Annotated in this window: 14 protein-coding genes; 11 read left to right on the top strand and 3 right to left on the bottom strand. The window is 69.2% G+C overall.

What is annotated here, in order from left to right; all coding sequences use genetic code 11:
- Positions 1 to 66 precede the first annotated feature (66 nt).
- Both ACFY12_RS02915 and typA read left to right on the top strand, forming a co-directional pair.
- Complete coding sequence (locus ACFY12_RS02915) at positions 67 to 2727, top strand: ABC transporter substrate-binding protein (protein WP_390713912.1); 2661 nt, start codon at positions 67 to 69, stop codon at positions 2725 to 2727.
- Between the two features lie 274 nt (positions 2728 to 3001).
- Positions 3002 to 4906 (top strand): translational GTPase TypA, encoded by a 1905-nt coding sequence (typA, locus tag ACFY12_RS02910; RefSeq protein ID WP_390713911.1) that lies wholly within the window; start codon positions 3002 to 3004, stop codon positions 4904 to 4906.
- 76 nt (positions 4907 to 4982) lie between these two features.
- On the opposite strand, the gene ACFY12_RS02905 is transcribed toward typA, so the two are convergent.
- From ACFY12_RS02905 to ACFY12_RS02895, 3 genes are all read right to left on the bottom strand, one after another.
- Positions 4983 to 5327, bottom strand: a complete 345-nt coding sequence (locus ACFY12_RS02905) for a DUF6247 family protein (protein ID WP_390713910.1) — start codon at positions 5325 to 5327, stop codon at positions 4983 to 4985.
- Between the two features lie 5 nt (positions 5328 to 5332).
- Complete coding sequence (locus ACFY12_RS02900; RefSeq protein WP_390713909.1) at positions 5333 to 5905, bottom strand: Uma2 family endonuclease; 573 nt, start codon at positions 5903 to 5905, stop codon at positions 5333 to 5335.
- A gap of 114 nt (positions 5906 to 6019) precedes the next feature.
- On the bottom strand, positions 6020 to 6406 hold the full coding sequence (locus ACFY12_RS02895; protein WP_390713908.1) for an ATP-binding protein: 387 nt from the start codon (positions 6404 to 6406) through the stop codon (positions 6020 to 6022).
- 233 nt (positions 6407 to 6639) lie between these two features.
- Here ACFY12_RS02895 and ACFY12_RS02890 point away from each other — a divergent pair, with 233 nt between their 5' ends.
- The 9 genes from ACFY12_RS02890 (at position 6640) to ACFY12_RS02850 (ending at position 21173) form a co-directional block, all read left to right on the top strand.
- Complete coding sequence (locus ACFY12_RS02890; protein ID WP_390713907.1) at positions 6640 to 7524, top strand: Scr1 family TA system antitoxin-like transcriptional regulator; 885 nt, start codon at positions 6640 to 6642, stop codon at positions 7522 to 7524.
- Between the two features lie 10 nt (positions 7525 to 7534).
- On the top strand, positions 7535 to 7738 hold the full coding sequence (locus tag ACFY12_RS02885; protein WP_390713906.1) for a DUF397 domain-containing protein: 204 nt from the start codon (positions 7535 to 7537) through the stop codon (positions 7736 to 7738).
- Positions 7739 to 7749: 11 nt separating this feature from the next.
- Entirely contained in the window at positions 7750 to 7953 is a 204-nt protein-coding gene (locus ACFY12_RS02880) for a DUF397 domain-containing protein (protein WP_390713905.1), read from the top strand.
- A 137-nt stretch (positions 7954 to 8090) separates the two neighbouring features.
- Complete coding sequence (locus ACFY12_RS02875) at positions 8091 to 9722, top strand: ABC transporter substrate-binding protein (protein ID WP_390713904.1); 1632 nt, start codon at positions 8091 to 8093, stop codon at positions 9720 to 9722.
- A gap of 57 nt (positions 9723 to 9779) precedes the next feature.
- Positions 9780 to 10703: an ABC transporter permease gene (locus ACFY12_RS02870; RefSeq protein WP_390713903.1), complete on the top strand. Its 924-nt coding sequence runs from the start codon at positions 9780 to 9782 to the stop codon at positions 10701 to 10703.
- Positions 10696 to 11736: an ABC transporter permease gene (locus ACFY12_RS02865; protein WP_390713902.1), complete on the top strand. Its 1041-nt coding sequence runs from the start codon at positions 10696 to 10698 to the stop codon at positions 11734 to 11736. Before ACFY12_RS02870 ends, ACFY12_RS02865 begins: the two co-directional genes overlap by 8 nt.
- An 11-nt stretch (positions 11737 to 11747) precedes the next feature.
- Positions 11748 to 12785, top strand: a complete 1038-nt coding sequence (locus ACFY12_RS02860) for an ABC transporter ATP-binding protein (RefSeq protein WP_390713901.1) — start codon at positions 11748 to 11750, stop codon at positions 12783 to 12785.
- A complete protein-coding gene (locus tag ACFY12_RS02855; RefSeq protein ID WP_390713900.1) occupies positions 12772 to 13860 on the top strand; it encodes an ABC transporter ATP-binding protein in 1089 nt (362 codons plus the stop codon). Before ACFY12_RS02860 ends, ACFY12_RS02855 begins: the two co-directional genes overlap by 14 nt.
- A 707-nt stretch (positions 13861 to 14567) precedes the next feature.
- Entirely contained in the window at positions 14568 to 21173 is a 6606-nt protein-coding gene (locus ACFY12_RS02850) for an amino acid adenylation domain-containing protein (protein ID WP_390713899.1), read from the top strand.
- The last annotated feature ends 3 nt before the right edge of the window (positions 21174 to 21176 follow it).

Genomic DNA, 21176 nt, shown 5'->3' with positions numbered 1-21176 from the left:
GGAACCCGGCGCGCCGGCGAGGGAGCGGACAGCGGCACGACGCGGGCGAGCCCGGAGGTAACAGCCATGACCGACCACGACAAGCCCGCCCGCCCGGCCCGTGCTCACCCGCGACCTGGACGCCGTATCGCCGCACTCGTCGCGGCGGGGGTGCTCCTCCCGCTGCCGGTTCTGACCGGATGCGGCGACGACGGCGGCCGGGAGGCGACCGCCACCGAGTTCCAGGACATCGCCCCGGCGCCCCGCGGCGACCTCCGGGACGGCGGCACCCTGCGCTGGGCGATCGACGCGATGCCCGGCACCTTCAACGCCTTCCAGGCCGACGCCGACGCGGCCACCACCCGGATCGCCGGCGCCGTGCTGCCCAGCATGTTCACCCTCGACGCCCATGGCGCACCGCAGCGCAACGCCGACTACCTCGACGCCGCGGACATCAGCGCCCGCGACCCCAAGCAGGTCGTCACGTACACGATCAACCCCAAGGCGCGGTGGAGCGACGGCACACCCGTCACCGCCGCGGACTTCATCGCCCAGTGGACGGCGCTGCGCGGCAAGGACAGCGCGTACTGGACCGCCCGGAACGCCGGTTACGACCGGATCGGCAAGGTTGAGCAGGGCGCGGGCCCGCGCGAGGTCAAGGTCACCTTCGCCCGGCCGTACGCCGACTGGCGGTCCCTGTTCACCCCCCTCTACCCCAAGAGCGTGATGGGCGACGCCAACGCCTTCAACGATCGGGCCCGCGAGCGACTCACGGTCGGCGCGGGCCCGTTCCTCGTCCAGCAGCGGGACACCAAGCGGGGACGGATCGTCCTCGCCCGGAACCCGAAGTGGTGGGGCGCGCCCGCCAAGCTCCACACGATCGTGCTGGAGGCGCTGCCGGGCGACAAACGGGCCGCGGCACTGGCGGCCGGGAGCGTGGACATCGCCGCGGTCGACCCGGGCGTCGCGCAGCGGGTCGTCTCCGCCGCCGGGTCCGGCTCCGGGTCCGGCGCGTCCCGTAAGGCCGGGGCCGGCAACGCGGGTCCTCCGGGCGACGGCGACCGGGCCGCGGGCCGTACGGGCGCCGGAGCCGGCCTTACGGGCCCCGGCGCCGCCGGGGAGGACGCCGCGCTGCGCGGCTACACCGTCCACAAGGCCCTCGAACCCGCCTACACCCAGCTCGCCCTCAACGGCAGCAGCGGCCCGCTCGCCGATGACCGGGTGCGCCGCGCGGTGGCCCGGGCCATCGACCGGCAGGCCCTCGCCGACACCGTCCTCAAGCCGCTCGACCTGCCGTCCCGGGCGGTCGGCAGCCATCTGCTGCTGGCCGGGCAGTCCGGCTACGAGGACCACAGCGACGCGCTCGGCGACCAGGACGCGGAGGCCGTCAAGGCGCTGCTCGCGGACGCCGGCTGGAAAGCCGACGGCGGGGACCGCCAGCAGGCCGGGGAGAAGGCCGGGGAGAAGGCCGGCGCACCGGCACCGGGCGTCTGGCGCGGGGTCGACGACTTCGGGGTCTCCGGGCACTCCGGCGGCACCGGGGTCTCCGGGCACTCCGGACGCTCCGGGCACGCCGCGGACTCCCGGGACGGGAACGGCGAGGGCTCGTCCCGGAACCGCTCCGGCGGTGCGGCGCACGGCGAACGGTTCGGGGACGGCTCCTTCGGCGAGCGGGCCGACGGCGGGTACCACAGCTCCGGCGGGGACGGCGGGGACGGCGAGGGCGGCGCGGTCCGTGCCGCGGGCGGTGACGCCGGCGCCCACCGTCCCGGCCCCGGACACCCCGTGACCGGCCACGCCGGGCACACCGGGCACACCGGGCACGCCGGCGTACCCGCCAGGGACGGCCGCTACGAGGGCAGCCGCCCCGCCGCCGCCGAGGCCCCGCTGTCGTTCCTCGGCGCGGTCGGCTCCGAGGTCCAGCAGGCCGCCCTGCTCCGGCAGAGCGCCGTGTTCTACAAGGAGGCGGCCGCCCACGCGAAGGAGAAGGCGGGCGGCGACAAGAAGTCCGCCGCGTACGCCAAGTACAAGCGCTACCGGAAGCGTGCGGCACGGGCGCTGCGCGCGGCCGCCCGGATCGAGACCGGGCAGGCCGCGGGCCTGCCGGGAGCCGGCGGTCACCCGGGCGCCCGGCATGCCGCCGCCGAGCGCGCCCTCGGTGCGGCCGCGCAGGCCGCCCGGCGGCCCGCCGACGACACGGTGGTCCGGGCCGGCACCGTCAAGAAGAACGGCAAGCCGCTCACCCTGCGCTTCGTGCTCCCCGACGGTGCCGGATCCCAGCAGCTGCGCACCGTCGGCCGGCGGATCGCGGCCATGCTCGCCAGGATCGGCGTGCAGACCTCCGTCCAGCGGGTCTCCGACGCCAGCTACTTCCAGGACCACATCGCCTCCGGGGACTTCGACCTGGCGCTGTACTCCTGGCCCGGCACCGCCTACCCGGCGACCGACGCCCGCCCGATCTACGCCAAACCGCAGCCCGCGCCGGACGGCTCGCTGACCGTCGAGCAGAACTACACCCGGGTCGGCACCGACCACATCGACCAGCTCTTCGACCAGGCCGCCGGCGAGCTGGACGAGAGCTCCGCGCGCACGCTGATGGACCAGGCCGACGCCCGGATCTGGGCGGCCGCCGGATCGGTCCCGCTCTACCAGCGGCCCGAGCTGGTCGCCACCAGGAAGTCGCTGGCCAACGTCGGTGCCTTCGGGTTCACCACGCCCCGCTTCCAGGACATCGGTTACAAGAAGTAGCCGCCACCTCGAGAGAAGTAGCCGAGACCTGGAGAGAAGTAGCCGCCACCCGGAGAGAAGTGGCCGCCACCTGGAGAACGCCTGGAGAAGGGGTCGCGCAAAAGCCAACAATTGGTAAGAAACCGCAGGTCAGCGGCGCTGGAGACGGGCTGGGGCGGCCATTGTCGCCCCGGCCCCGTACCATGGGGTGAGGCCGTGGCCTTTTCAAGCCCGGCGGGCGCGCGTACCAGGCCGTACGCGTAGCCATCCACGATTCCGGGAGAAGCGCCGCAGTATGCCCACGCGCCACGACATTCGTAACGTCGCCATCGTCGCCCACGTCGACCACGGCAAGACGACCATCGTCGACGCCATGCTCAAGCAGGCCGGCGCCTTCGCCGCGCACCAGCTCGAGTCGGTCGACGACCGCGTCATGGACTCGAACGACCTGGAGCGTGAGAAGGGCATCACGATCCTCGCCAAGAACACGGCGGTGAAGTACCACCCCAAGGACGGCGGGGCCCCGATCACGATCAACATCATCGACACCCCCGGCCACGCCGACTTCGGCGGCGAGGTCGAGCGCGGTCTGTCGATGGTCGACGCGGTCGTCCTCCTCGTCGACGCCTCCGAGGGTCCGCTCCCGCAGACCCGCTTCGTGCTCCGCAAGGCGCTCCAGCAGCGGAAGCCGGTCATCCTGTGCATCAACAAGACGGACCGTCCGGACTCCCGCATCGACGAGGTCGTCAACGAGACCTACGACCTCTTCCTCGACCTGGACGCGGACGAGGACCAGATCGAGTTCCCGATCGTCTACGCCTGCGGCCGTGACGGCATCGCGTCCCTCACCAAGCCCGAGGACGGCACCGTCCCGGCCGACTCCACCAACCTGGAGCCGTTCTTCTCCACGATCCTGGAGCACGTCCCGGCCCCGACGTACGAGGAGGACGCGCCGCTCCAGGCCCACGTCACCAACCTCGACGCGGACAACTTCCTCGGCCGTATCGCGCTGCTCCGCGTCGAGCAGGGCGAGCTGCGCAAGGGCCAGACCGTCGCCTGGATCAAGCGCGACGGCTCGATCGCCAACGTCCGCATCACCGAGCTGATGATGACCGAGGCCCTCACCCGCAAGCCCGCCGAGGTGGCAGGCCCGGGCGACATCTGCGCCGTCGCCGGCATCCCCGACATCATGATCGGTGAGACCCTCGCCGACCCCGAGAACCCGATCGCGCTGCCGCTGATCACGGTCGACGAGCCGGCGATCTCCATGACCATCGGTACCAACACCTCGCCGCTGGTCGGCCGTGGCGGCACCGGCAAGGGCGCGGACGCCAAGGCCGCGGTCAAGGACCGCAAGGTCACCGCCCGCCAGGTCAAGGACCGCCTGGAGCGCGAGCTGATCGGTAACGTCTCGCTGCGCGTCCTGGACACCGAGCGCCCCGACGCCTGGGAGGTGCAGGGCCGCGGTGAGCTGGCGCTGGCCATCCTGGTCGAGCAGATGCGCCGCGAGGGCTTCGAGATGACCATCGGCAAGCCGCAGGTGGTCACCAAGCAGGTCGACGGCAAGACCTACGAGCCCGTCGAGCGCCTCACGGTCGACGTGCCCGAGGAGCACATGGGCGCCGTCACCCAGCTCATGGGCACCCGCAAGGGCCGGATGGACAACATGTCCAACCACGGCTCCGGCTGGGTCCGCATGGAGTTCGTCGTCCCGTCCCGCGGCCTGATCGGCTTCCGTACGGAGTTCCTGACCAACACCCGCGGTACGGGCATCGCGCACTCCATCCACGAGGGCCACGAGCCGTGGTTCGGCGAGCTGAAGACCCGTAACAACGGCTCGCTGGTCGCCGACCGCGCCGGTGCCGTCACCGCCTTCGCGATGACGAACCTCCAGGAGCGCGGTGTGCTCTTCACCGACCCGGGCACCGAGGTGTACGAGGGCATGATCGTCGGCGAGAACTCCCGCGCCGACGACATGGACGTCAACATCACCAAGGAGAAGAAGCTCACCAACATGCGCTCCTCCTCCGCCGACTCCTTCGAGGCGATCGTCCCGCCGCGCAAGCTGTCGCTCGAGCAGTCCCTGGAGTTCTGCCGTGACGACGAGTGCGTCGAGGTGACCCCGGAGGCCGTGCGCATCCGCAAGGTCGTCCTCGACCAGAAGGAGCGCGGCCGCACCGCGTCCCGCGCCAAGCGCTGACCACTGCGCCTGGCCTGAGGCTTGGGCCTACCGGCCCGTTCGGAGCCCTGGCCGCCTGCCCTGCAAGGGGCGGCGGTCAGGGCTCTTCGACGTTGGCCTCGATGACGTTGGCCTCGATGCACGCGTCACGGAGAATCCGGCCGATCTCGGTGACGAGGGAGCGTGCCTCTTCGAGGCTGTCCGTCTCGGCGGAGCGCACTTCGAGGGCATGGAGCCGAGCGGCACGCTCAGGGTGCCGCCACAGCGCGACATAGACGGCCCACTGGCCGACGAAGCGCCTCATCGGTGCCGAGCTGATCCGCTCACGGGCCTCCCGCAGTGCCACGACGCGTTCGGCGTCGAAGGCCGGCACGGCATCCGGGGCGATCTGCCGGAGGGCCGCCCGCAGGTCTTCGGGGCTCGCCCACCTGCCCTGTCTCATCCTGGCTAGAGCTCGCTGGTGTCCAGCACCAAGCCGAAGGGCTCGGGCAGGGTGATCGGCGTCCCGAAGGGGTGCGGCCCTTCGACGTGGGTGTAGCCGAGCTGCCCGGGCTCGGCGAACAGCGTGCAGCTCCGCTCCTGCCGGTCGACGAGCAGGTAGAGCGGCGCACCGTACTCCGCGTAGCGCTTCCGTTTGGCGACGCGGTCGGTCTCGGCGTTCGAGTCTGAGGTCACCTCGACCACGAGGAGGGTCTGGTTGGGGAGGAGTGCTTCTCCACCTTTGGCCAGGTCACGAGGGACGACGGCGAGGTCGGGTACGTACCAGTTGGCGGAGCCGGGCAGGTCGAGATTCCCGGAACCGGAGATGCAACCGAGATCGCGGACCCTGGGTGCGATCTGTGCGCGGATGGAATCGCCGACGTTCTCGTGGTCCCAGGACGGCGACACGGGCTCGATCACTCCTTCGATGATCTGTGCGCGATCACCCTTGATGTGTTGGACGGCGTACTTCAGTGCCTTCTCCGGGTCCACATCGCTGTAGTGGCCGGGATTCGCGTAGGGGTCAGGCTGCGCGCTCATGGTGGAACTCCGTTCGGGGCCGACCGCGATGGAGCCGGTGTGATCCGCTTACGGTCCGTGTCGACATCGTATCCCTCAGCACGTAGGCCAGTTGGGCTTCGGGGAGACGGTGAATCAGACCGCCTTGCCGGTGACTCCCTCGGCCAGGTCGGCGTAATCGTCCACGCCCCAGTCGTCGGCACAGGCGGCCACCAGGCTCAGCCCCCGGCCCTGCTCGTTCTCGGCCCCGGCCGCGACCGGCCCGGGCGTGCCGGGTCCGGTGTCCCAGACGGCGACACGGACATGCTCGGGCGTGCGGTCCACGCTGACGTACGCGTCGGTGAGGGAGTAGCGGTACGCGTTCGTGATCAGCTCGGATACGAGCAGCTCGGTCGTGTCCGCGATGCAGTCGAGGCGGGTGGCCTTGAGGATGCTGCGGATGGTGGCTCGTACGACGGCTGCGGCGCGCGCGTCGTGGGGGATGAACAGGCCGTAGGACCAGCGGTCTTCGGTGTTGCGCACGGCAACCTCCGGGCGGTGGTGTGGAGGGGGAGCGGAGTGGGATACGCCTGCCGGTGGCCTGCCGCCCCCGGGTCCTGCGCGCGCAGGGCGGTGCGCTTCCGGCATGGCTGTGGTGCGTGGCGCCGTGTGACTGGCGACACACTCAAGGTAGCGACATTGGTTGCCTATCCACAACCTCCCTTGAAAGTCGGTGAGTTACGGGATACTGCTGATCTGTAGTCAGGGAGGGACGCATGGGACTGAGGGTCAAGCCCACTTATCGTCAACGGCGGTTCGGTGCAGAGGTTCGCAAGCTGCGCGAACGAGCGGGTCTGTCGGTGGGGGAGAGTGCCGCCGTGATGGGCATGCAGCAGTCGCACATCAGCAGCGTGGAGGCGGGGCGCACCAGCCTGTCGGAGGAGCGGCTACGTAGGCTCGCGGGGAGGGTAAGTGGAGTATCTTCAACCTACGTTGACGCGTTGCTGGAGCTGGGGCAGCGATCAGGCAAAGGCTGGTGGAGCGTCTATCGGGACCGCATCAGGCCGTCGTTTCTCGACATTGCAGAGCTGGAGGCCGGGGCTGAGCGGATCGTCAATTACGAGCCGATGTTCGTGCCGATGCTGCTGCAAACCGAGGCGTATGGCACTGCCAACTTCAAGGGTGGCTATGTCCGCCCGTCGCCCGAGAGACAGGAGTTGGAGAGCGAGTTCCGGCTGAGGCGCCAAGGCGTGCTGCACGGCGAGGCGCCGCCGCGCTATCACGCGATCATCCACGAGGCGGCGCTGCATGCGAGGTTCGGCAGCCGCGAGATGATGCGCGATCAGTTGCTTCGGCTGATCGAAGCCTCGCGTCTTCCTCACGTGACGATTCAGGTATTGCCCTTCGATGGCGCGGTGCCCTTCGGTACGCCCTTCAACCTGATCGAGCCCAAGGTGGCGGAACTGGGCACTGTCGTCGTGCCCCATATCGAGAAGTCGCTGTACCTGGGTGACGTGGACTCGCTCGACAGGTACAACAGGTGGTTCGCTAATCTGAGCGAAATGGCACTGCCTCCGGTCGATGCTGAGGTCCGACCCGAGGCGCACTCGGCAAAGGACTCGCTGGGGCTGATCCAGCGACTCTTGTACCCCCTGCTGTAGGAAGGCGTGCATGTCTCGACTCACGTGGCAGAAGTCCAGCTTCAGCGAGGCCGGTTCCGACCATTGCGTCGAAGTTGCTGTCGATGTCACCGGCGTCCCGTACCTCCGGGACAGCAAACGCCCGGACATAGTCATCACTACCTCCCGGCCCGCGTTCTGCTCGTTGATCCGTGCGGTGAGGGCGGGCGAGCTTGGCCACCTCGTCCGGGATTAGGGGAGGCGTCTATGTCTCAGCTCAGGTGGCAGAAATCCAGCTTCAGCGAAGCGGGGTCCGATACCTGCGTCGAAGTGGCTGCCGACACCGCAGGCGAGCTGTACGTCCGCGACAGCAAACGCCCGGAGATGGTCATCAGCACCTCTCGGCCCGCGCTGCGCGCGTTCATCCGGGCCGTGAAGGTGGGTGAGTTCGGCCGTCTCGGCGACGGCTGAGGGAGGGCGCGCTCACCGGGTGATCGCTCGCCTGGCCGGTGTCGGGGTGCGGCACGCCCGGGGCTGGGCTCTGATGTGGGCTACGTGTGGCCCCTGTGGCTACGTGTGGTCCCGGAGTCCGGAGCTGAGGAGGCGTCATGCGTGGAGCGGCCGCGCGCGTGAAGTGGGGGGTATGCGCCGCGGCTGCCGCTGCCGCTGCCGTCCTGCTGGCCTCGGGGTGTGGTGGGGGGAGTGCCGCGCGGTCCGGGGTGGTGAGCGCGTCCTGGGGGGATCCGCAGAATCCGCTGGAGCCGGCGAATACGAACGAGGTCCAGGGCGGCAAGGTGCTGGACATGCTGTTCCGGGGGCTGAAGCGGTACAACCCGAAGACGGGGGAAGCCGAGAATGTGATCGCGGAGCGGATCGAGACGGAGGATTCGCGGCATTTCACGGTCACGCTGAAGCCCGGGTGGAGCTTCAGTGACGGGGAGAAGGTCACCGCCCGGTCGTTCGTGGATGCCTGGAATTACGGTGCGCTGCTGGACAACAGGCAGAAGAACGCGTCGTTCTTCGCGTATATCGAGGGCTTTGGGAAGGTTCATCCGGAGGGTGGGCGGGCTACTGCCAAGACGCTTTCGGGGCTGGCGGTGAAGGATGAGCGGACCTTTACCGTCACGTTGAACCAGAAGTTCTCCAGCTGGCCGGACACGCTGGGATATTCGGCCTTCATGCCGTTGCCCCGGGCGTTCTTCAGGGACCATGACGGCTGGCTGTCGAAGCCCGTCGGGAACGGGCCGTACCTCGTGGACTCGTACGAGAAGGGGTCCGTGCTGAGGATGCGGAAGTGGGGGAAGTATCCGGGGCGGGATCCGGCCCGGAACGGTGGGGTCGATCTGCGGGTCTACACGGACAACAACACCGCTTACACGGATCTTCAGGCGGGGAATCTTGATCTGGTGGATGATGTTCCGGCGTCGCAGCTGCGGAATGTGAAGATTGATCTGGGGGACCGGTATATCAATCAGCCGGCGGGGATCATTCAGACGCTTACCTTTCCGCTGTACGACCGGCGGTGGTCGCGACCGGGGATGGAGAAGGTCCGGCGTGGTATTTCCATGGCGATTGATCGGGAAGAGATCACCAAGGAGATTTTTCAGAAGACGCGGACACCGGCGACGGACTGGACGTCACCGGTGCTGGGCGCGGCCGGCGGCTATCAGGCGGGGCTGTGCGGGGATGCCTGTGTGTTCGACGCGGCCGGGGCGCGACGGCTGATCAAGGAGGGGGGCGGAATTCCTGGTGGGCGGATGTCGGTCACGTACAACGGGGACACCGGATCGCACAAGGACTGGGTGGACGCGCTCTGCAACAGCGTGAACAGGGCACTGCGGGACGACAACGCCTGTGTGGGGAACCCGGTCGGTACCTTCGCCGATTTCCGTAACAAGATCACGGCGAGGACGATGCCCGGGCCGTTCCGGGCGGGCTGGCAGATGGACTACCCGCTGATCCAGAACTTTCTGCAGCCGCTGTACTACAGCAACGGATCCTCCAACGACGGAAAGTTCAGCGACTCCGCATTCGACCGGCTGGTGAATGAGGCCAATGGGGCGACGGACATCGGTGCGGCAGTCAAGAAGTTCCAGGATGCGGAGCGGATCCTGGCTCAGCAGATGCCCGGAATTCCGCTGTGGTACCAGAACGGCAGTTGCGGTTACTCCGAACGGATCAGCAACGTGGCGCTGAACGCGTTCGGTGTGCCGGTCTACAACGAGATCAAGGTGAACTGACTACAACAAGATCACAGTGAACTGGAGCAGCAGCACAGGAGGGAGGCTGGAGACGCCATGGGACGTTATGTGGTCCGGCGACTGCTGCAAATGGTCCCGGTGTTCGTCGGCAGTACCTTCCTCATCTTCTTCATGGTGTACGCGCTCGGTGACCCGGTCGCCGCGATGTTCGGCGACCGGGCGCCGGACCCCGCCACCGCCGCGCAGATCCGCCGTGACCTCTACCTCGACCAGCCGCTGTGGCGGCAGTACGTGCATTACATGGGGCAGATCTTCCAGGGGAATTTCGGCACGGCGTTCAACGGCCGCCCGGTCACCGAACTGATGGCCTCCGCGTTCCCGGTCACGCTCCGGCTCACCGTCGTCGCCATCGTCATGGAGATCGTGGTGGGCATCGCTCTGGGCCTGTTCAGCGGGCTGCGGCGCGGCCGGGGCATCGACACCACGGTGTTGCTCCTGTCGCTGATCGTGGTGTCCGTTCCGACGTTCGTGAGCGGGTATCTGCTGCAGTTCGTGTTCGGGGTGCGGCTGGTGTGGGCGGCGCCGTCCGTCGCCCCGGAGGCGCCGTTCAACGAACTCCTGCTGCCGGGGCTGGTGCTGGCGCTGGTCTCGCTGGCGTATGTGACGCGGCTGACCCGTACCGCGATCGCGGAGAACACCCGCGCCGACTACGTCCGAACGGCCATCGCCAAGGGACTGCCCCGACACCGCGTCATCAGCCGCCATCTGCTGCGCAATTCGCTGATCCCCGTCGTCACCTTCATCGGCACCGATATCGGCGCCCTGATGGGCGGCGCGATCGTCACCGAGCGCATCTTCAATATCCATGGCGTCGGATACCAGCTCTACCAGGGAATCCTCCGGCAGAATTCGCCGACCGTGGTGGGCTTCGTGACGATCCTGGTGCTGGTCTTCCTCTCCGCGAACCTCCTCGTCGACCTGCTGTACGCCGTCCTCGACCCGAGGATCCGCTATGCCTGAGTCCTACGTCCCCAGGGAGCCCCGGTCCCACGTCCCCGGGGAGCCCGGGTCCTACGTCCCCAAGGAGGCCATCGGCCACGGTGACGGCGGAACCGCCGCGCTGGCCATCGGCGAGGCGGAGTCGCTGGAACGGCCGGCCGGCGCCCCGCCACCGGGCGAGAGGCCGCCCGCCGGCGTACCGCTCGGCAAGCCGCGCAGCCTGTGGAGCGACGCCTGGCACGACCTGCGCCGCAACCCGGTCTTCGTGGTCTCCGCGCTGGTCATCGTCTTCCTGCTGGTGATCGCGGTCTGGCCGCAGCTGATCGCCACCGGCAACCCGTACCGCGCCGACCTGTCCAGGGCGCAGCAGGGCCCCCAGCCCGGCCACCCCTTCGGCTTCGACACCCAGGGCCGGGACCTCTACACCCGGGTGGTGTACGGGGCCCGCGCCTCCATCACCGTCGGCGTCTGCGCCACCGCCGGCGTGGCACTGCTCGGCAGCCTGCTCGGCGGGCTGGCCGGCTTCTTCGGCGCCTGGTGGGACACTCTGCTCTCCCGGCTCGCGGACGTGTTCTTCGGCATCCCGGTGATCCTCGGCGGCCTGGTCTTCCTGTCCGTCGTCACCAGCAGCACGGTGTGGCCGGTGGTCGGCTTCATCGTGCTGCTGGGCTGGCCGCAGATCGCCCGGATCGCCCGCGGCTCGGTCGTCACCGCCAAACAGAACGACTACGTACAGGCCGCGCGGGCGCTGGGCGCCGGGAACGGGCGGCTGCTGCTGCGGCACATCGCGCCGAACGCGGTCGCTCCGGTCATCGTCGTCGCCACCATCGCGCTCGGTACGTACATCGCGCTGGAGGCCACCCTGTCGTACCTGGGCGCCGGCCTGAAGCCGCCCACCGTCTCCTGGGGAATCGACATCTCCACGGCCTCCACCCACATCCGCAGCGCACCCCACATGCTGCTGTGGCCGGCCGGCGCGCTGAGCATCACCGTGCTGGCGTTCATCATGCTCGGCGACGCGGTACGTGACGCCCTCGACCCCAAGTTGCGCTGAGGAGACGGCAGATGACCAACAGTGTCGTGGAGTCGGGGGGCACCGCCGCCGCGCCCGCAGGCACCGCCCTGCTCGACGTACGGGACCTGCGGGTGGAGTTCCGTACCCGGGACGGCGTCGCCAGGGCCGTCAACGGCGTCAGCTACACCGTGGCGCCGGGACAGACACTGGCGGTGCTCGGCGAGTCCGGCTCCGGCAAGTCCGTCACCGCACAGGCCGTGATGGGCATCCTGGACTCGCCGCCCGGATACGTCACCGGCGGTGAGATCGTCTTCCAGGGGCGCGATCTGCTGACGCTGCGCGGGGAGGAACGGCGCAGGGTACGCGGCGCCAAGATGGCGATGATCTTCCAGGACGCGCTGTCCGCGCTGAACCCGGTCCTCAGCGTCGGGGCGCAACTGGGGGAGATGTTCCAGGTCCATGAGGGGATGTCCCGTAGGGCGGCCCGCGGCCGGGCCGTGGAACTGATGGAGCGGGTCGGTATCCCCGCCGCCCGGGCGCGGGTGGGCGACTATCCGCACCAGTTCTCCGGCGGGATGCGCCAGCGCATCATGATCGCCATGGCGCTGGCCCTCGGGCCCGACCTGATCATCGCGGACGAGCCGACCACCGCCCTCGACGTCACCGTCCAGGCCCAGGTGATGGACCTGCTCGCGGAGCTCCAACGGGAGCTCACCATGGGGCTGATCCTGATCACCCACGACCTGGGCGTGGTCGCGGACGTCGCCGACACCATCGCGGTGATGTACGCGGGACGGATCGTCGAGACCGCCCCCGTCCACCCGCTCTACCGGGCGCCCGCCCACCCCTACACCCGCGGCCTGCTGGACTCCATCCCCCGGCTGGACCACAAGGGACAACGGCTGTACGCGATCAAGGGCCTGCCGCCCAGCCCGGCCGCCATCCCGCCGGGCTGCCCCTTCCACCCGCGCTGCCCGCTCGCCCAGGACATCTGCCGCACCGATCCGCCCCCGCCGCTCTACGACGTCGGCCCCGGCCGGACCAGCGCCTGCCACTTCTGGAAGGAGACGCTCGATGGCGCCCGGTGACCTGTCCGAAGCGGGTGACCTGTCCGGAACGGGGACGGCACCCGGCGAACCCGAACCCCTCCTCGAAGTCCGCGACCTGGTCAGGCACTTCCCCCTCACCCAGGGTGTGCTCTTCAAGAAACAAGTCGGCGCGGTCAAGGCCGTGGACGGCATCTCCTTCGATCTCCGTAAGGGCGAAACGCTCGGCATCGTCGGCGAATCGGGCTGCGGCAAGTCCACGGTCGCCAGGATGCTGGTCGGCCTTGAGCGTCCGACGGCAGGTCAGATCCGCTACCACGGCCAGGACATCACCACCTTGTCCGGCCGGGCGATGCGATCCGTCCGCCGCAACATCCAGATGGTCTTCCAGGACCCCTACACCTCCCTGAACCCACGGATGACCGTCGGCGACATCATCGGCGAACCGTACGAGATCCACCCCGAGGTGGCCCCCAAGCGGGACCGCCGCCGCAAGGTCCAGGAACTCCTGGAGGTGGTGGGGCTCAACCCCGAGTACGTCAACCGCTATCCGCATCAGTTCTCCGGCGGCCAGCGCCAGCGCATCGGCATCGCCCGCGGCCTCGCCCTGCGCCCGGAGATCATCGTCGCCGACGAGCCGGTCTCCGCGCTCGACGTCTCCGTCCAGGCCCAAGTGGTCAACCTCCTGGAGGAGTTGCAGGACGAGTTCGACCTCTCCTACGTCTTCATCGCGCACGATCTCTCCGTCGTCCGGCACATCTCCGACCGGGTCGCGGTGATGTACCTGGGCCGGATCGCCGAGATCGGCACCGAGGAGCAGATCTACGACCACCCCACCCACCCCTACACCCAGGCCCTGCTCTCCGCCGTCCCCGTACCGGACCCGGACGCCCGCGCCCACCGGGACCGGATCCTGCTCACCGGCGACGTCCCCTCACCCGCCGATCCGCCGTCCGGCTGCCCGTTCCGCACCCGCTGCTGGAAGGCCCGGAACCTCTGTGCCGAGGTCGTCCCCCCGCTGGAAGTCCCCCCGGAATTCCAGAAGTCGACCGGCCCGGCCCGGCACGCCTCGGCCTGCCACTTCGCGGAGGAACGCCGGGTCGTCCCGAGCGATTAGCCGACCGGCTCGATGGCGGCGTCGTTCGGCGAAATCGGGGTTCGCGCAGGTCAACGGAGTGCTGGACTGGACTAATCGAGCGGTGGTGCACCCAGGGCCAGTTAGTTATCACCCAGCCCAACCCGACGTCCCGGCATTCCTCCGAGGTCGTGCCTACCAGGTTCGCCCCAAACCGTTGACAGGTGATCATTGCGGGACTTAGCCTCGCCCTGCGTGACCGGGGAGGGGCGGAGATGTCCGCATCGTCGGTCCGTTTAACGGGGGGTTGAGAATGCGGAAGTGGATCTTCTGTAGCAGTAATTGCTGTGCGAAGAGGAAAGATCCGTACTCGTCGGCACGGGCAGTTGGCCTGGTTGTCCGATACCCCCAAGCTGTCCGGCTTCCCGGGCCTGGCACATCATGATGCCAGGCACCGGCACGGGTGCGGAGATCGCCGAACTGGCCCCGAGCTGACGTCTGTCGACTAACCAACCTAACCGGCCCTAACCGGCCGCGACGAGGGCCGGAATGGTGCGGCCCGACCACCCGGCGGGCCCCCGTGGCCAGAGTTGTGCGTCGCGGTTTCCGGGACCTGCACCCGGTCGCTGAATCATTGATGCGCCATCAGAGTCGTGCCTTATATCGGACGGAAGGTCCCGGGGATGAATTCCTCTGCGTGGAAATCGGCATTCACATCGAGCGGCGGCGAATTGCCGACGCAACGCCAAGTGAACGACACGGATACCGTTTTCGATGAACGGCTCACCCTGCCGGAAGCATTCACTCGCCGAGCCAAGGCCGACCCGGACGCGGTCGCGGTGGTCGGCGACGGATTTTCGCTGAGCTACGCGGAACTGGACCGGCAGTCCGGCCGGCTGGCCGCCACGCTGCACGCGAACGGCGTCGGGCGCGACGACGTAGTCGGTATTCTGCTGGAGCGGTCTCCGGAAATGCTGGTGGCGATTCTGGCGGTGCTGAAGGCGGGCGGCGCCTACTTGCCGGTCGACCCGGCTTATCCGCAAGCGCGCAAGGAGTTCCTGCTCTCCGACAGCGGAGCGCGGCTCGTCCTCACCGGGAAGCAGCAACTCGGGTCTGTGGCCGGGCAGTTCCGCCTGCTCGACGTCGGCGAGCCGGATGCGTTCGGTGCCGAGGAGTTCGCCGCGGCCGGGGATTCCCGTGCCCTGGCTTATGTCATCTACACCTCGGGATCGACCGGTACGCCGAAGGGCGTCCTGGTCGAGCACCGGTCGGTGGTCAACCGGCTCGCCTGGATGCAACGGGCCTATCCGATCGTCCCGGGCGACGTCGTCCTGCAGAAGACGCCGATTTCGTTCGACGTTTCGGTGTGGGAGCTCTTCTGGTGGATGACCGAGGGGGCGACGCTCTGCCTGCTGGCGCCCGGCGCGGAGAAGGACCCGGAATCCCTCGTGGCGACAGTGGAGCGACATGGCGTGTCCGTCCTGCACTTCGTGCCGTCCATGCTCGGGGCGTTCGTCGACTTCGCGGAATCGGCGGGACAGGCCGGGCGGCTGGGCAGCCTGCGCCGGGTGTTTGCGAGCGGCGAGGCGCTGGGAGCGCACCAGGTGCGCGCATTCCAGCGGGTGTTCGGCAACCGCCCGGGCGGCCCGGTCTCGCTGGTCAATCTCTACGGTCCGACCGAGGCGACCGTCGACGTCTCCCACTACGACTGCACGGCCATGGGCGACGTGGACCGCGTGCCCATCGGCGTGCCGATCGACAACACGCGGTTCCACGTCGTGGATGAGGACCTGAAGGTCCAGCCGCCGGGAACCGTCGGCGAGCTGTGCGTCGCCGGCGTCCAGCTCGCGCGCGGATACCTGCGGCGTCCGGAGCTGACCGCGGAGAAGTTCGTCGACCGGCCCTTCGACGGGGAAGAGCGGATCTACCGCACGGGCGATCTCGTGCGGCAGCTCCCCAGCGGGGAGTTCGAGTACCTGGGGCGGATCGACCACCAGGTGAAGATCCGCGGTTTCCGGATCGAACTGGGCGAGATCGAACATTGCCTTCGCACGGCCGAGGCGGTGCGGGATGCCGTTGTGATAGCCCGCGAAGAACCCCAGGGCGGTGCTTCGCTGTGCGGCTATGTGCGGCTCGCTCGGCCGTGCACCGAGGAGGAACTCCTGGAGCACGTCGCCCGGACCCTCCCGGCACACCTGGTCCCCGACCGGGTCGTGGAGGTGGCACAGTTCCCGCTGCAGCCGAACGGCAAGCTCGACCGCGGCGCGCTGCCGGTGCCGCCGCCGCGCGCGAACAGCCGGCACACCGCGCCGCGAAACCCACGGGAAGCCGCGCTGCGGGAGATCTGGAAGTTCGTGCTGGACGCTCCGGAAGTCGGCGTCCACGACAACTTCTTCGCTCTCGGCGGCAATTCCATCCACTTCATCACTGTGCTCGCCAAGGCCAACGCGGCCGGTATCCCGCTGACCTTCCAGCAGCTCTTCCAGCACCCGACCATCGCCGAACTCGCCGAGGTGGTCGGCGAGAGCGACGCCGGACAGCCCGAGCCCGATCCGGAACACCGGCCGTTCGCCCTGATCCCGGAAGAGGACCGGGCGGCACTGCCGGCCGACGCCGAGGACGCGTACCCGCTCGCCATGCTGCAAGCCGGGTTGATCTTCCAGAGCAAACTCGCCCGCGGATCGGCGCAGTACCACGACATCTTCAGCTACGACATCCAGGCGTCGTTCGACGCGGAGACCTTCGAACGGGCCGTGCGCGAACTGGTGCGGGACAACCCGATCTTCCGCACCAGCTACCAGCTGTCCGGCTTCAGCGAGGACATCCAGATCGTCCACCGGGAGGGGCCGTTGCCGCTCACCGTCGTCGATCTGCGCGAGTACGACGAGGCAGCGCAGCGCGAGTGGCACGAGGAGTGGCTCGGCCGGGAACGCGCCCACAGCTTCGACTGGACCCGGCCCGGGCTGGTCCGCCTGCACGTCCACATCCTGGCCGACGACCGGTACCGGTACAGCATCAGCCTGCACGACTCCGCGGTGGACGGCTGGAGCATCACGCTCGTCCACACCAAGCTCTTCGAGACCTACTACCGCCTGCTGGCCGGCGAGGACGCCGGCCCCGCGGACGCGCAGAACCACTTGCGGCGCCACGTCGAACTGGAGCGGGAGGCGCTCGCCTCCCCGGCCAGCAAGCAGTTCTGGCACGACGTGCTCGCCCGGGGCGCCGCGGAGCCGCTCCCGCGCTGGGACGCTCCCGCCGGGCAGGGTGATGGCGTGCTCATGCACCCGGTGCCGTTGCCCGACGGGCTCTCCGACCAGGTGCGTGAACTGGCGTCGGCCTTGTCCGTGCCGGTCAAGAGCGTCCTGATGGCCGCGCACGTCAAGGTGATCGCCGCGCTCACCGGCCAGGACGAGGTGCTGACCGGGTACGAGCACAGCGGGCGGCCCGAACGCGAGGGCGCGGACCAGGCGATCGGGATGTTCCTCAACACCCTGCCGTTCCGCACCCGGGTCGCGGGCGGCACCTGGACCGATCTCGTGAACCGGGTCCGGGACGCCGAGACCGAACTGCTGCCGCACCGGCGCTATCCGATGGCGCAGATGAAGTTCGACGCGAAGGCGCCCGCCGGGCCGATGTTCGAGTCGATCTTCAATTTCACCCACTTCTACCCGATGAAGAAACTGAACGACCTGCCGGAATTCGCGCTGCTGGACATCCGCATCGAAACCGAGACGGAGTTTCCGCTGCGGGCGGAGTTCGCACAGGACTACGCCACCGACGATGTCGTGCTCGAACTGCACTACCACGCGGCGGAGTTCTCGAAGGGCTACCTCGACCGGATCAGCGGCTACTACGTCCGCGCGATGCAGCTGATGGTCCAGGACCCGGCAGCGGAGCACCAGGTTTCGCTCCTGTCGGAGGCCGAACGGAACGTCCAGCTGCGGGAGCTGGCCGGCCCGGAACGCGACACGCCGGACCGGTGCTTCCACCAGCTGTTCGAGGCGCAAGTCCGGGCGGCGCCGGAGCGCGTGGCCCTCGTGCACCGCGGCGAGGAACTGAGCTACGCGGAGCTCAACCGGCGGGCGAACCGGGTCGCGCACGCCCTGCTGGAGAACGGACTGACGCCGGAGGGCGTCGTCGCGGTCGCCACGTCGCGGGACCTGGACTGGGCGGTGGCGGTCATCGGCGTGCTCAAGGCGGGCGGCGTCTACCTGCCGGTCGATCCGGGATACCCGGCCGAGCGCATCGCGACCATGGTGCGGCAGAGCGGGTGCCGGCTGGTCCTGACCACTGCCGACGCCGGGCAGTCCGTGCCGGACGCGGTGGCACGTGCCGGGGCATCGGCCCTTCGCATGGCGGAGATTCCGGCCGGTGCCGAGCACGACCCGGAGACGGACGTCAAGGGCGGGCACGCGGCCTATATCTACTTCACTTCCGGTTCCACCGGACTGCCGAAGGGCGCCGTGTGCGAGCACGCGGGCATGGTGAATCACCTCTTCGCCAAGATCGACGACATGGAGATCGACGAGCACAGCGTCGTTCTGCAGAGCGCTTCGCAGTGCTTCGACATCTCCCTGTGGCAGCTTGTCGCCGCGCTGGTGGTCGGCGGCCGGACCGTGATCGCCGAGCAGGAAGCGGTGGCCGACGTCGCTCTCTTCGCCGAGCTTCTGCACCAGCAGCGGGTCTCGGTGCTCCAGGCGGTGCCTTCGTACCTCGACATCCTGCTCGCGCACCTCGCCGCGCATCCCCGGCCACTGGAGCGGCTGCGCCGGATCTCGGTGACCGGCGAAGCGGTGAAGAAGAGCCTGCTGGAGCGGTGGTTCGCCCGGTTCCCGGCAGTGCCCGTCGTGAACGCCTACGGCCTGACCGAGACCTCGGACGACTTCACCCACGAGGTGCTGCACGCACCGCCGGCCACCGATCACGTGCCGGTCGGACGGCCGGTGCGCAACATGTCCGTCTACATCCTCGGGACGGACGGGCTGCCCGTCCCGCTGGGCAGCCGTGGCGAGATCGTGTGCTCCGGGGTCGGCACGGGACGTGGCTACGTCAACGATCCCGGCCGCACCGACCTGTCCTTCGCCGCCGATCCGCTGGCCCCGGGGAACCGGATCTACCGCACCGGGGACTTCGGCCGCTGGACGCCCAGCGGCACGCTGGAATTCCTCGGCCGAAAGGACTCCCAGGTCAAGGTGCGCGGCATGCGCGTCGAGACCGGCGAGATCGAGGCGGCGCTGCTCGGCTTCCCGGGGCTGCGCGCCGCAGCTGTGGCGGTCGGCCAGGCGGGCAACCTGGTCGGCTTCCTCGTCGCGGACGAACCGCTGGACCCGGCCGAGGTGTCGGAGTTCCTCGGCCGGTCGCTCCCCGCGTACATGGTCCCGGCTCAGCTCGAACAGCTCGCCGCGCTGCCCGTCACGGCGAACGGGAAGGTGGACGCCGAGGCGCTCCGGCGGATCGCCGGGCGGCTCGGCTCCACCACCCGTCCGGCATTCGCCGCCCCGGCTTCGGCCGCCGAGAAGGCCGTCGCCGAGGTGTGGGAGAGCGTCCTCGGCCTGGAACCCGGCACGGTCGGCCGCGACGACCACTTCTTCGAGCTCGGCGGCCATTCCCTGACCGCGATGCGGGTGATGGTCCGGGTCTTCGAACGATTCCGGACCGACGTCCCGCTGCGGACGCTGTTCGAATCGCCGAGCGTGGCCGGCCTCGCGGAGGCGATCGAGCACCTGAGCGCCACCGAAGGACCGGCGGCGGAGGGCGTCATCACCGTGGGGGAGCGGCCGGAACGGATACCGCTGTCGTTCGCCCAGCAGCGGATGTGGTTCATGGACCAGCTCGTCCGCGGCAGTTCGTTCTTCAACATCGGCGAGAGCGTTCGCCTTTCCGGCCGCCTCGACGTGTCCGCGTTGCAGACCGCGCTGGACGAAGTCGTGCGGCGGCACGAGGTGTTGCGCACCCGCTATCCGAGCGTGGACGGCGAGCCGTACCAGGAAGTCGCCGAGACGGTTGCCGTTCCCCTGGAAACCGTGCGCTGCCCGGACGAGGAGGCCGCTCGCGCGTTCGTCACCGAGCAGGTCGCCCGCCCGTTCAGGCTTGCCGCCGGTCCGGTGCTGCGCGCCGGGCTCGTCCAGCTGGACAGCGACGACCACGTCCTGTGGATCTGCGTCCATCACATCGCGTTCGACGGCTGGTCCATCCCGGTTCTCTTCCGGGAGATCTCCGCGATCTACGCGCAGCTGGTGAACGGGCAGCGGACAGGCCTCGATCCGTTGCCGGTGCAGTACGCGGATTTCGCGATCTGGCACCGGAACTGGTTCGACGGCGCGGTCCGCGACCGTCAGCTGGACTACTGGCGGGAGCAGTTGGCCGGCGCCCCGCAGGCGTTGAGCCTGCCCGCCGACCTGCCGCGGCCGAAGCGGCTGAGCCAGTCCGGCGCGGCACTGGAGCTGGAGCTCGACCCGGCGGTCTCGGACGGGCTGCGGGAACTGGCTCGCAGCGAGGGCTGCACGCCGTACATGGTGCTGCTCTCGCTGTTCGGAATCCTGTTGAGCCGCAACGGATCCGGCGAGGACATTCCGGTGGCGACCCCGATCGCGGGCCGCACCCGGCGCGAGACCGAGGGGATGATCGGCCTCTTCTTCAACACGTTGGTGCTGCGGCTGGACCTGTCCGGCGAGCCGACCTTCCGGGAACTGCTGCGCCGGACCCGGAACACCGCACTGGGCGCCTATGAGCACCAGGACCTGCCGTTCGACCAGCTGGTGGACGCACTGCGCCCGGCACGGGACCCGAGCCGGAACCCGTTGGCCCAGGTGATGTTCCAGCTGCTGAACACCGGGCGGGAGGACGACGACCTCTCGCTGCCGGAGGTGTCCGTCACCGAGTTCGACGGCGTGCCCACGACCACACATGTCGACCTGGAGTGGTACGTGCGGGAAGAGCCCGACGCCTTCGCCGGCACGATCGTCTACTCCACCGATCTCTTCGAACAGGAGACGATCGCCCGCCTGCTCGCGGAGTACCGGATGCTGGCGGCGGAGGCGGTGCGGGCTCCGGACAGCGACCTGCGCACCGTTGCGCCGGCTGCCCCGGGCGGAGCGCTGTCGCCCGACGAAACGCGCGAGGAGATCAGGCGGATCTGGGCCGCGCTGCTGGAACGTGACGAGATCTCCTTCGACGACGATTTCTTCGAACTGGGCGGGAAATCCCTGCTGGGCACCCGGCTCGTCGCGCGCATCAACGCGGCCTTCGGGGTCGACCTGCCGCTGGTCGAGCTGTTCGAGCGGTCGACCGTCGCCGGGCTCGCGGAGGCGGTGGCCGAGCTGCGGCAGGCCGACGGACAAGGCGCCCCGCAATGAAGC

It is taken from the genome of Streptomyces sp. NPDC001339 (genome assembly GCF_042895955.1).
In the GTDB taxonomy this organism is placed as follows: domain Bacteria; phylum Actinomycetota; class Actinomycetes; order Streptomycetales; family Streptomycetaceae; genus Streptomyces.
This window is presented reverse-complemented; position numbering and strand designations above follow the sequence as displayed.

What these genes read in the sequence shown, in the direction of transcription:
- typA (WP_390713911.1), top strand. Translation starts at nt 3,002, where the DNA reads ATGCCCACGCGCCACGACATTCGTAACGTCGCCATCGTCGCCCACGTC.
- ACFY12_RS02885 (WP_390713906.1), top strand. Translation starts at nt 7,535, where the DNA reads ATGTCTCGACTCACGTGGCAGAAGTCCAGCTTCAGCGAGGCCGGTTCC.
- ACFY12_RS02900 (WP_390713909.1), bottom strand. Translation starts at nt 5,905, where the DNA reads ATGAGCGCGCAGCCTGACCCCTACGCGAATCCCGGCCACTACAGCGAT.
- ACFY12_RS02875 (WP_390713904.1), top strand. Translation starts at nt 8,091, where the DNA reads ATGCGTGGAGCGGCCGCGCGCGTGAAGTGGGGGGTATGCGCCGCGGCT.
- ACFY12_RS02890 (WP_390713907.1), top strand. Translation starts at nt 6,640, where the DNA reads ATGGGACTGAGGGTCAAGCCCACTTATCGTCAACGGCGGTTCGGTGCA.
- ACFY12_RS02865 (WP_390713902.1), top strand. Translation starts at nt 10,696, where the DNA reads ATGCCTGAGTCCTACGTCCCCAGGGAGCCCCGGTCCCACGTCCCCGGG.
- ACFY12_RS02905 (WP_390713910.1), bottom strand. Translation starts at nt 5,327, where the DNA reads ATGAGACAGGGCAGGTGGGCGAGCCCCGAAGACCTGCGGGCGGCCCTC.
- ACFY12_RS02860 (WP_390713901.1), top strand. Translation starts at nt 11,748, where the DNA reads ATGACCAACAGTGTCGTGGAGTCGGGGGGCACCGCCGCCGCGCCCGCA.
- ACFY12_RS02855 (WP_390713900.1), top strand. Translation starts at nt 12,772, where the DNA reads ATGGCGCCCGGTGACCTGTCCGAAGCGGGTGACCTGTCCGGAACGGGG.
- ACFY12_RS02880 (WP_390713905.1), top strand. Translation starts at nt 7,750, where the DNA reads ATGTCTCAGCTCAGGTGGCAGAAATCCAGCTTCAGCGAAGCGGGGTCC.
- ACFY12_RS02870 (WP_390713903.1), top strand. Translation starts at nt 9,780, where the DNA reads ATGGGACGTTATGTGGTCCGGCGACTGCTGCAAATGGTCCCGGTGTTC.
- ACFY12_RS02915 (WP_390713912.1), top strand. Translation starts at nt 67, where the DNA reads ATGACCGACCACGACAAGCCCGCCCGCCCGGCCCGTGCTCACCCGCGA.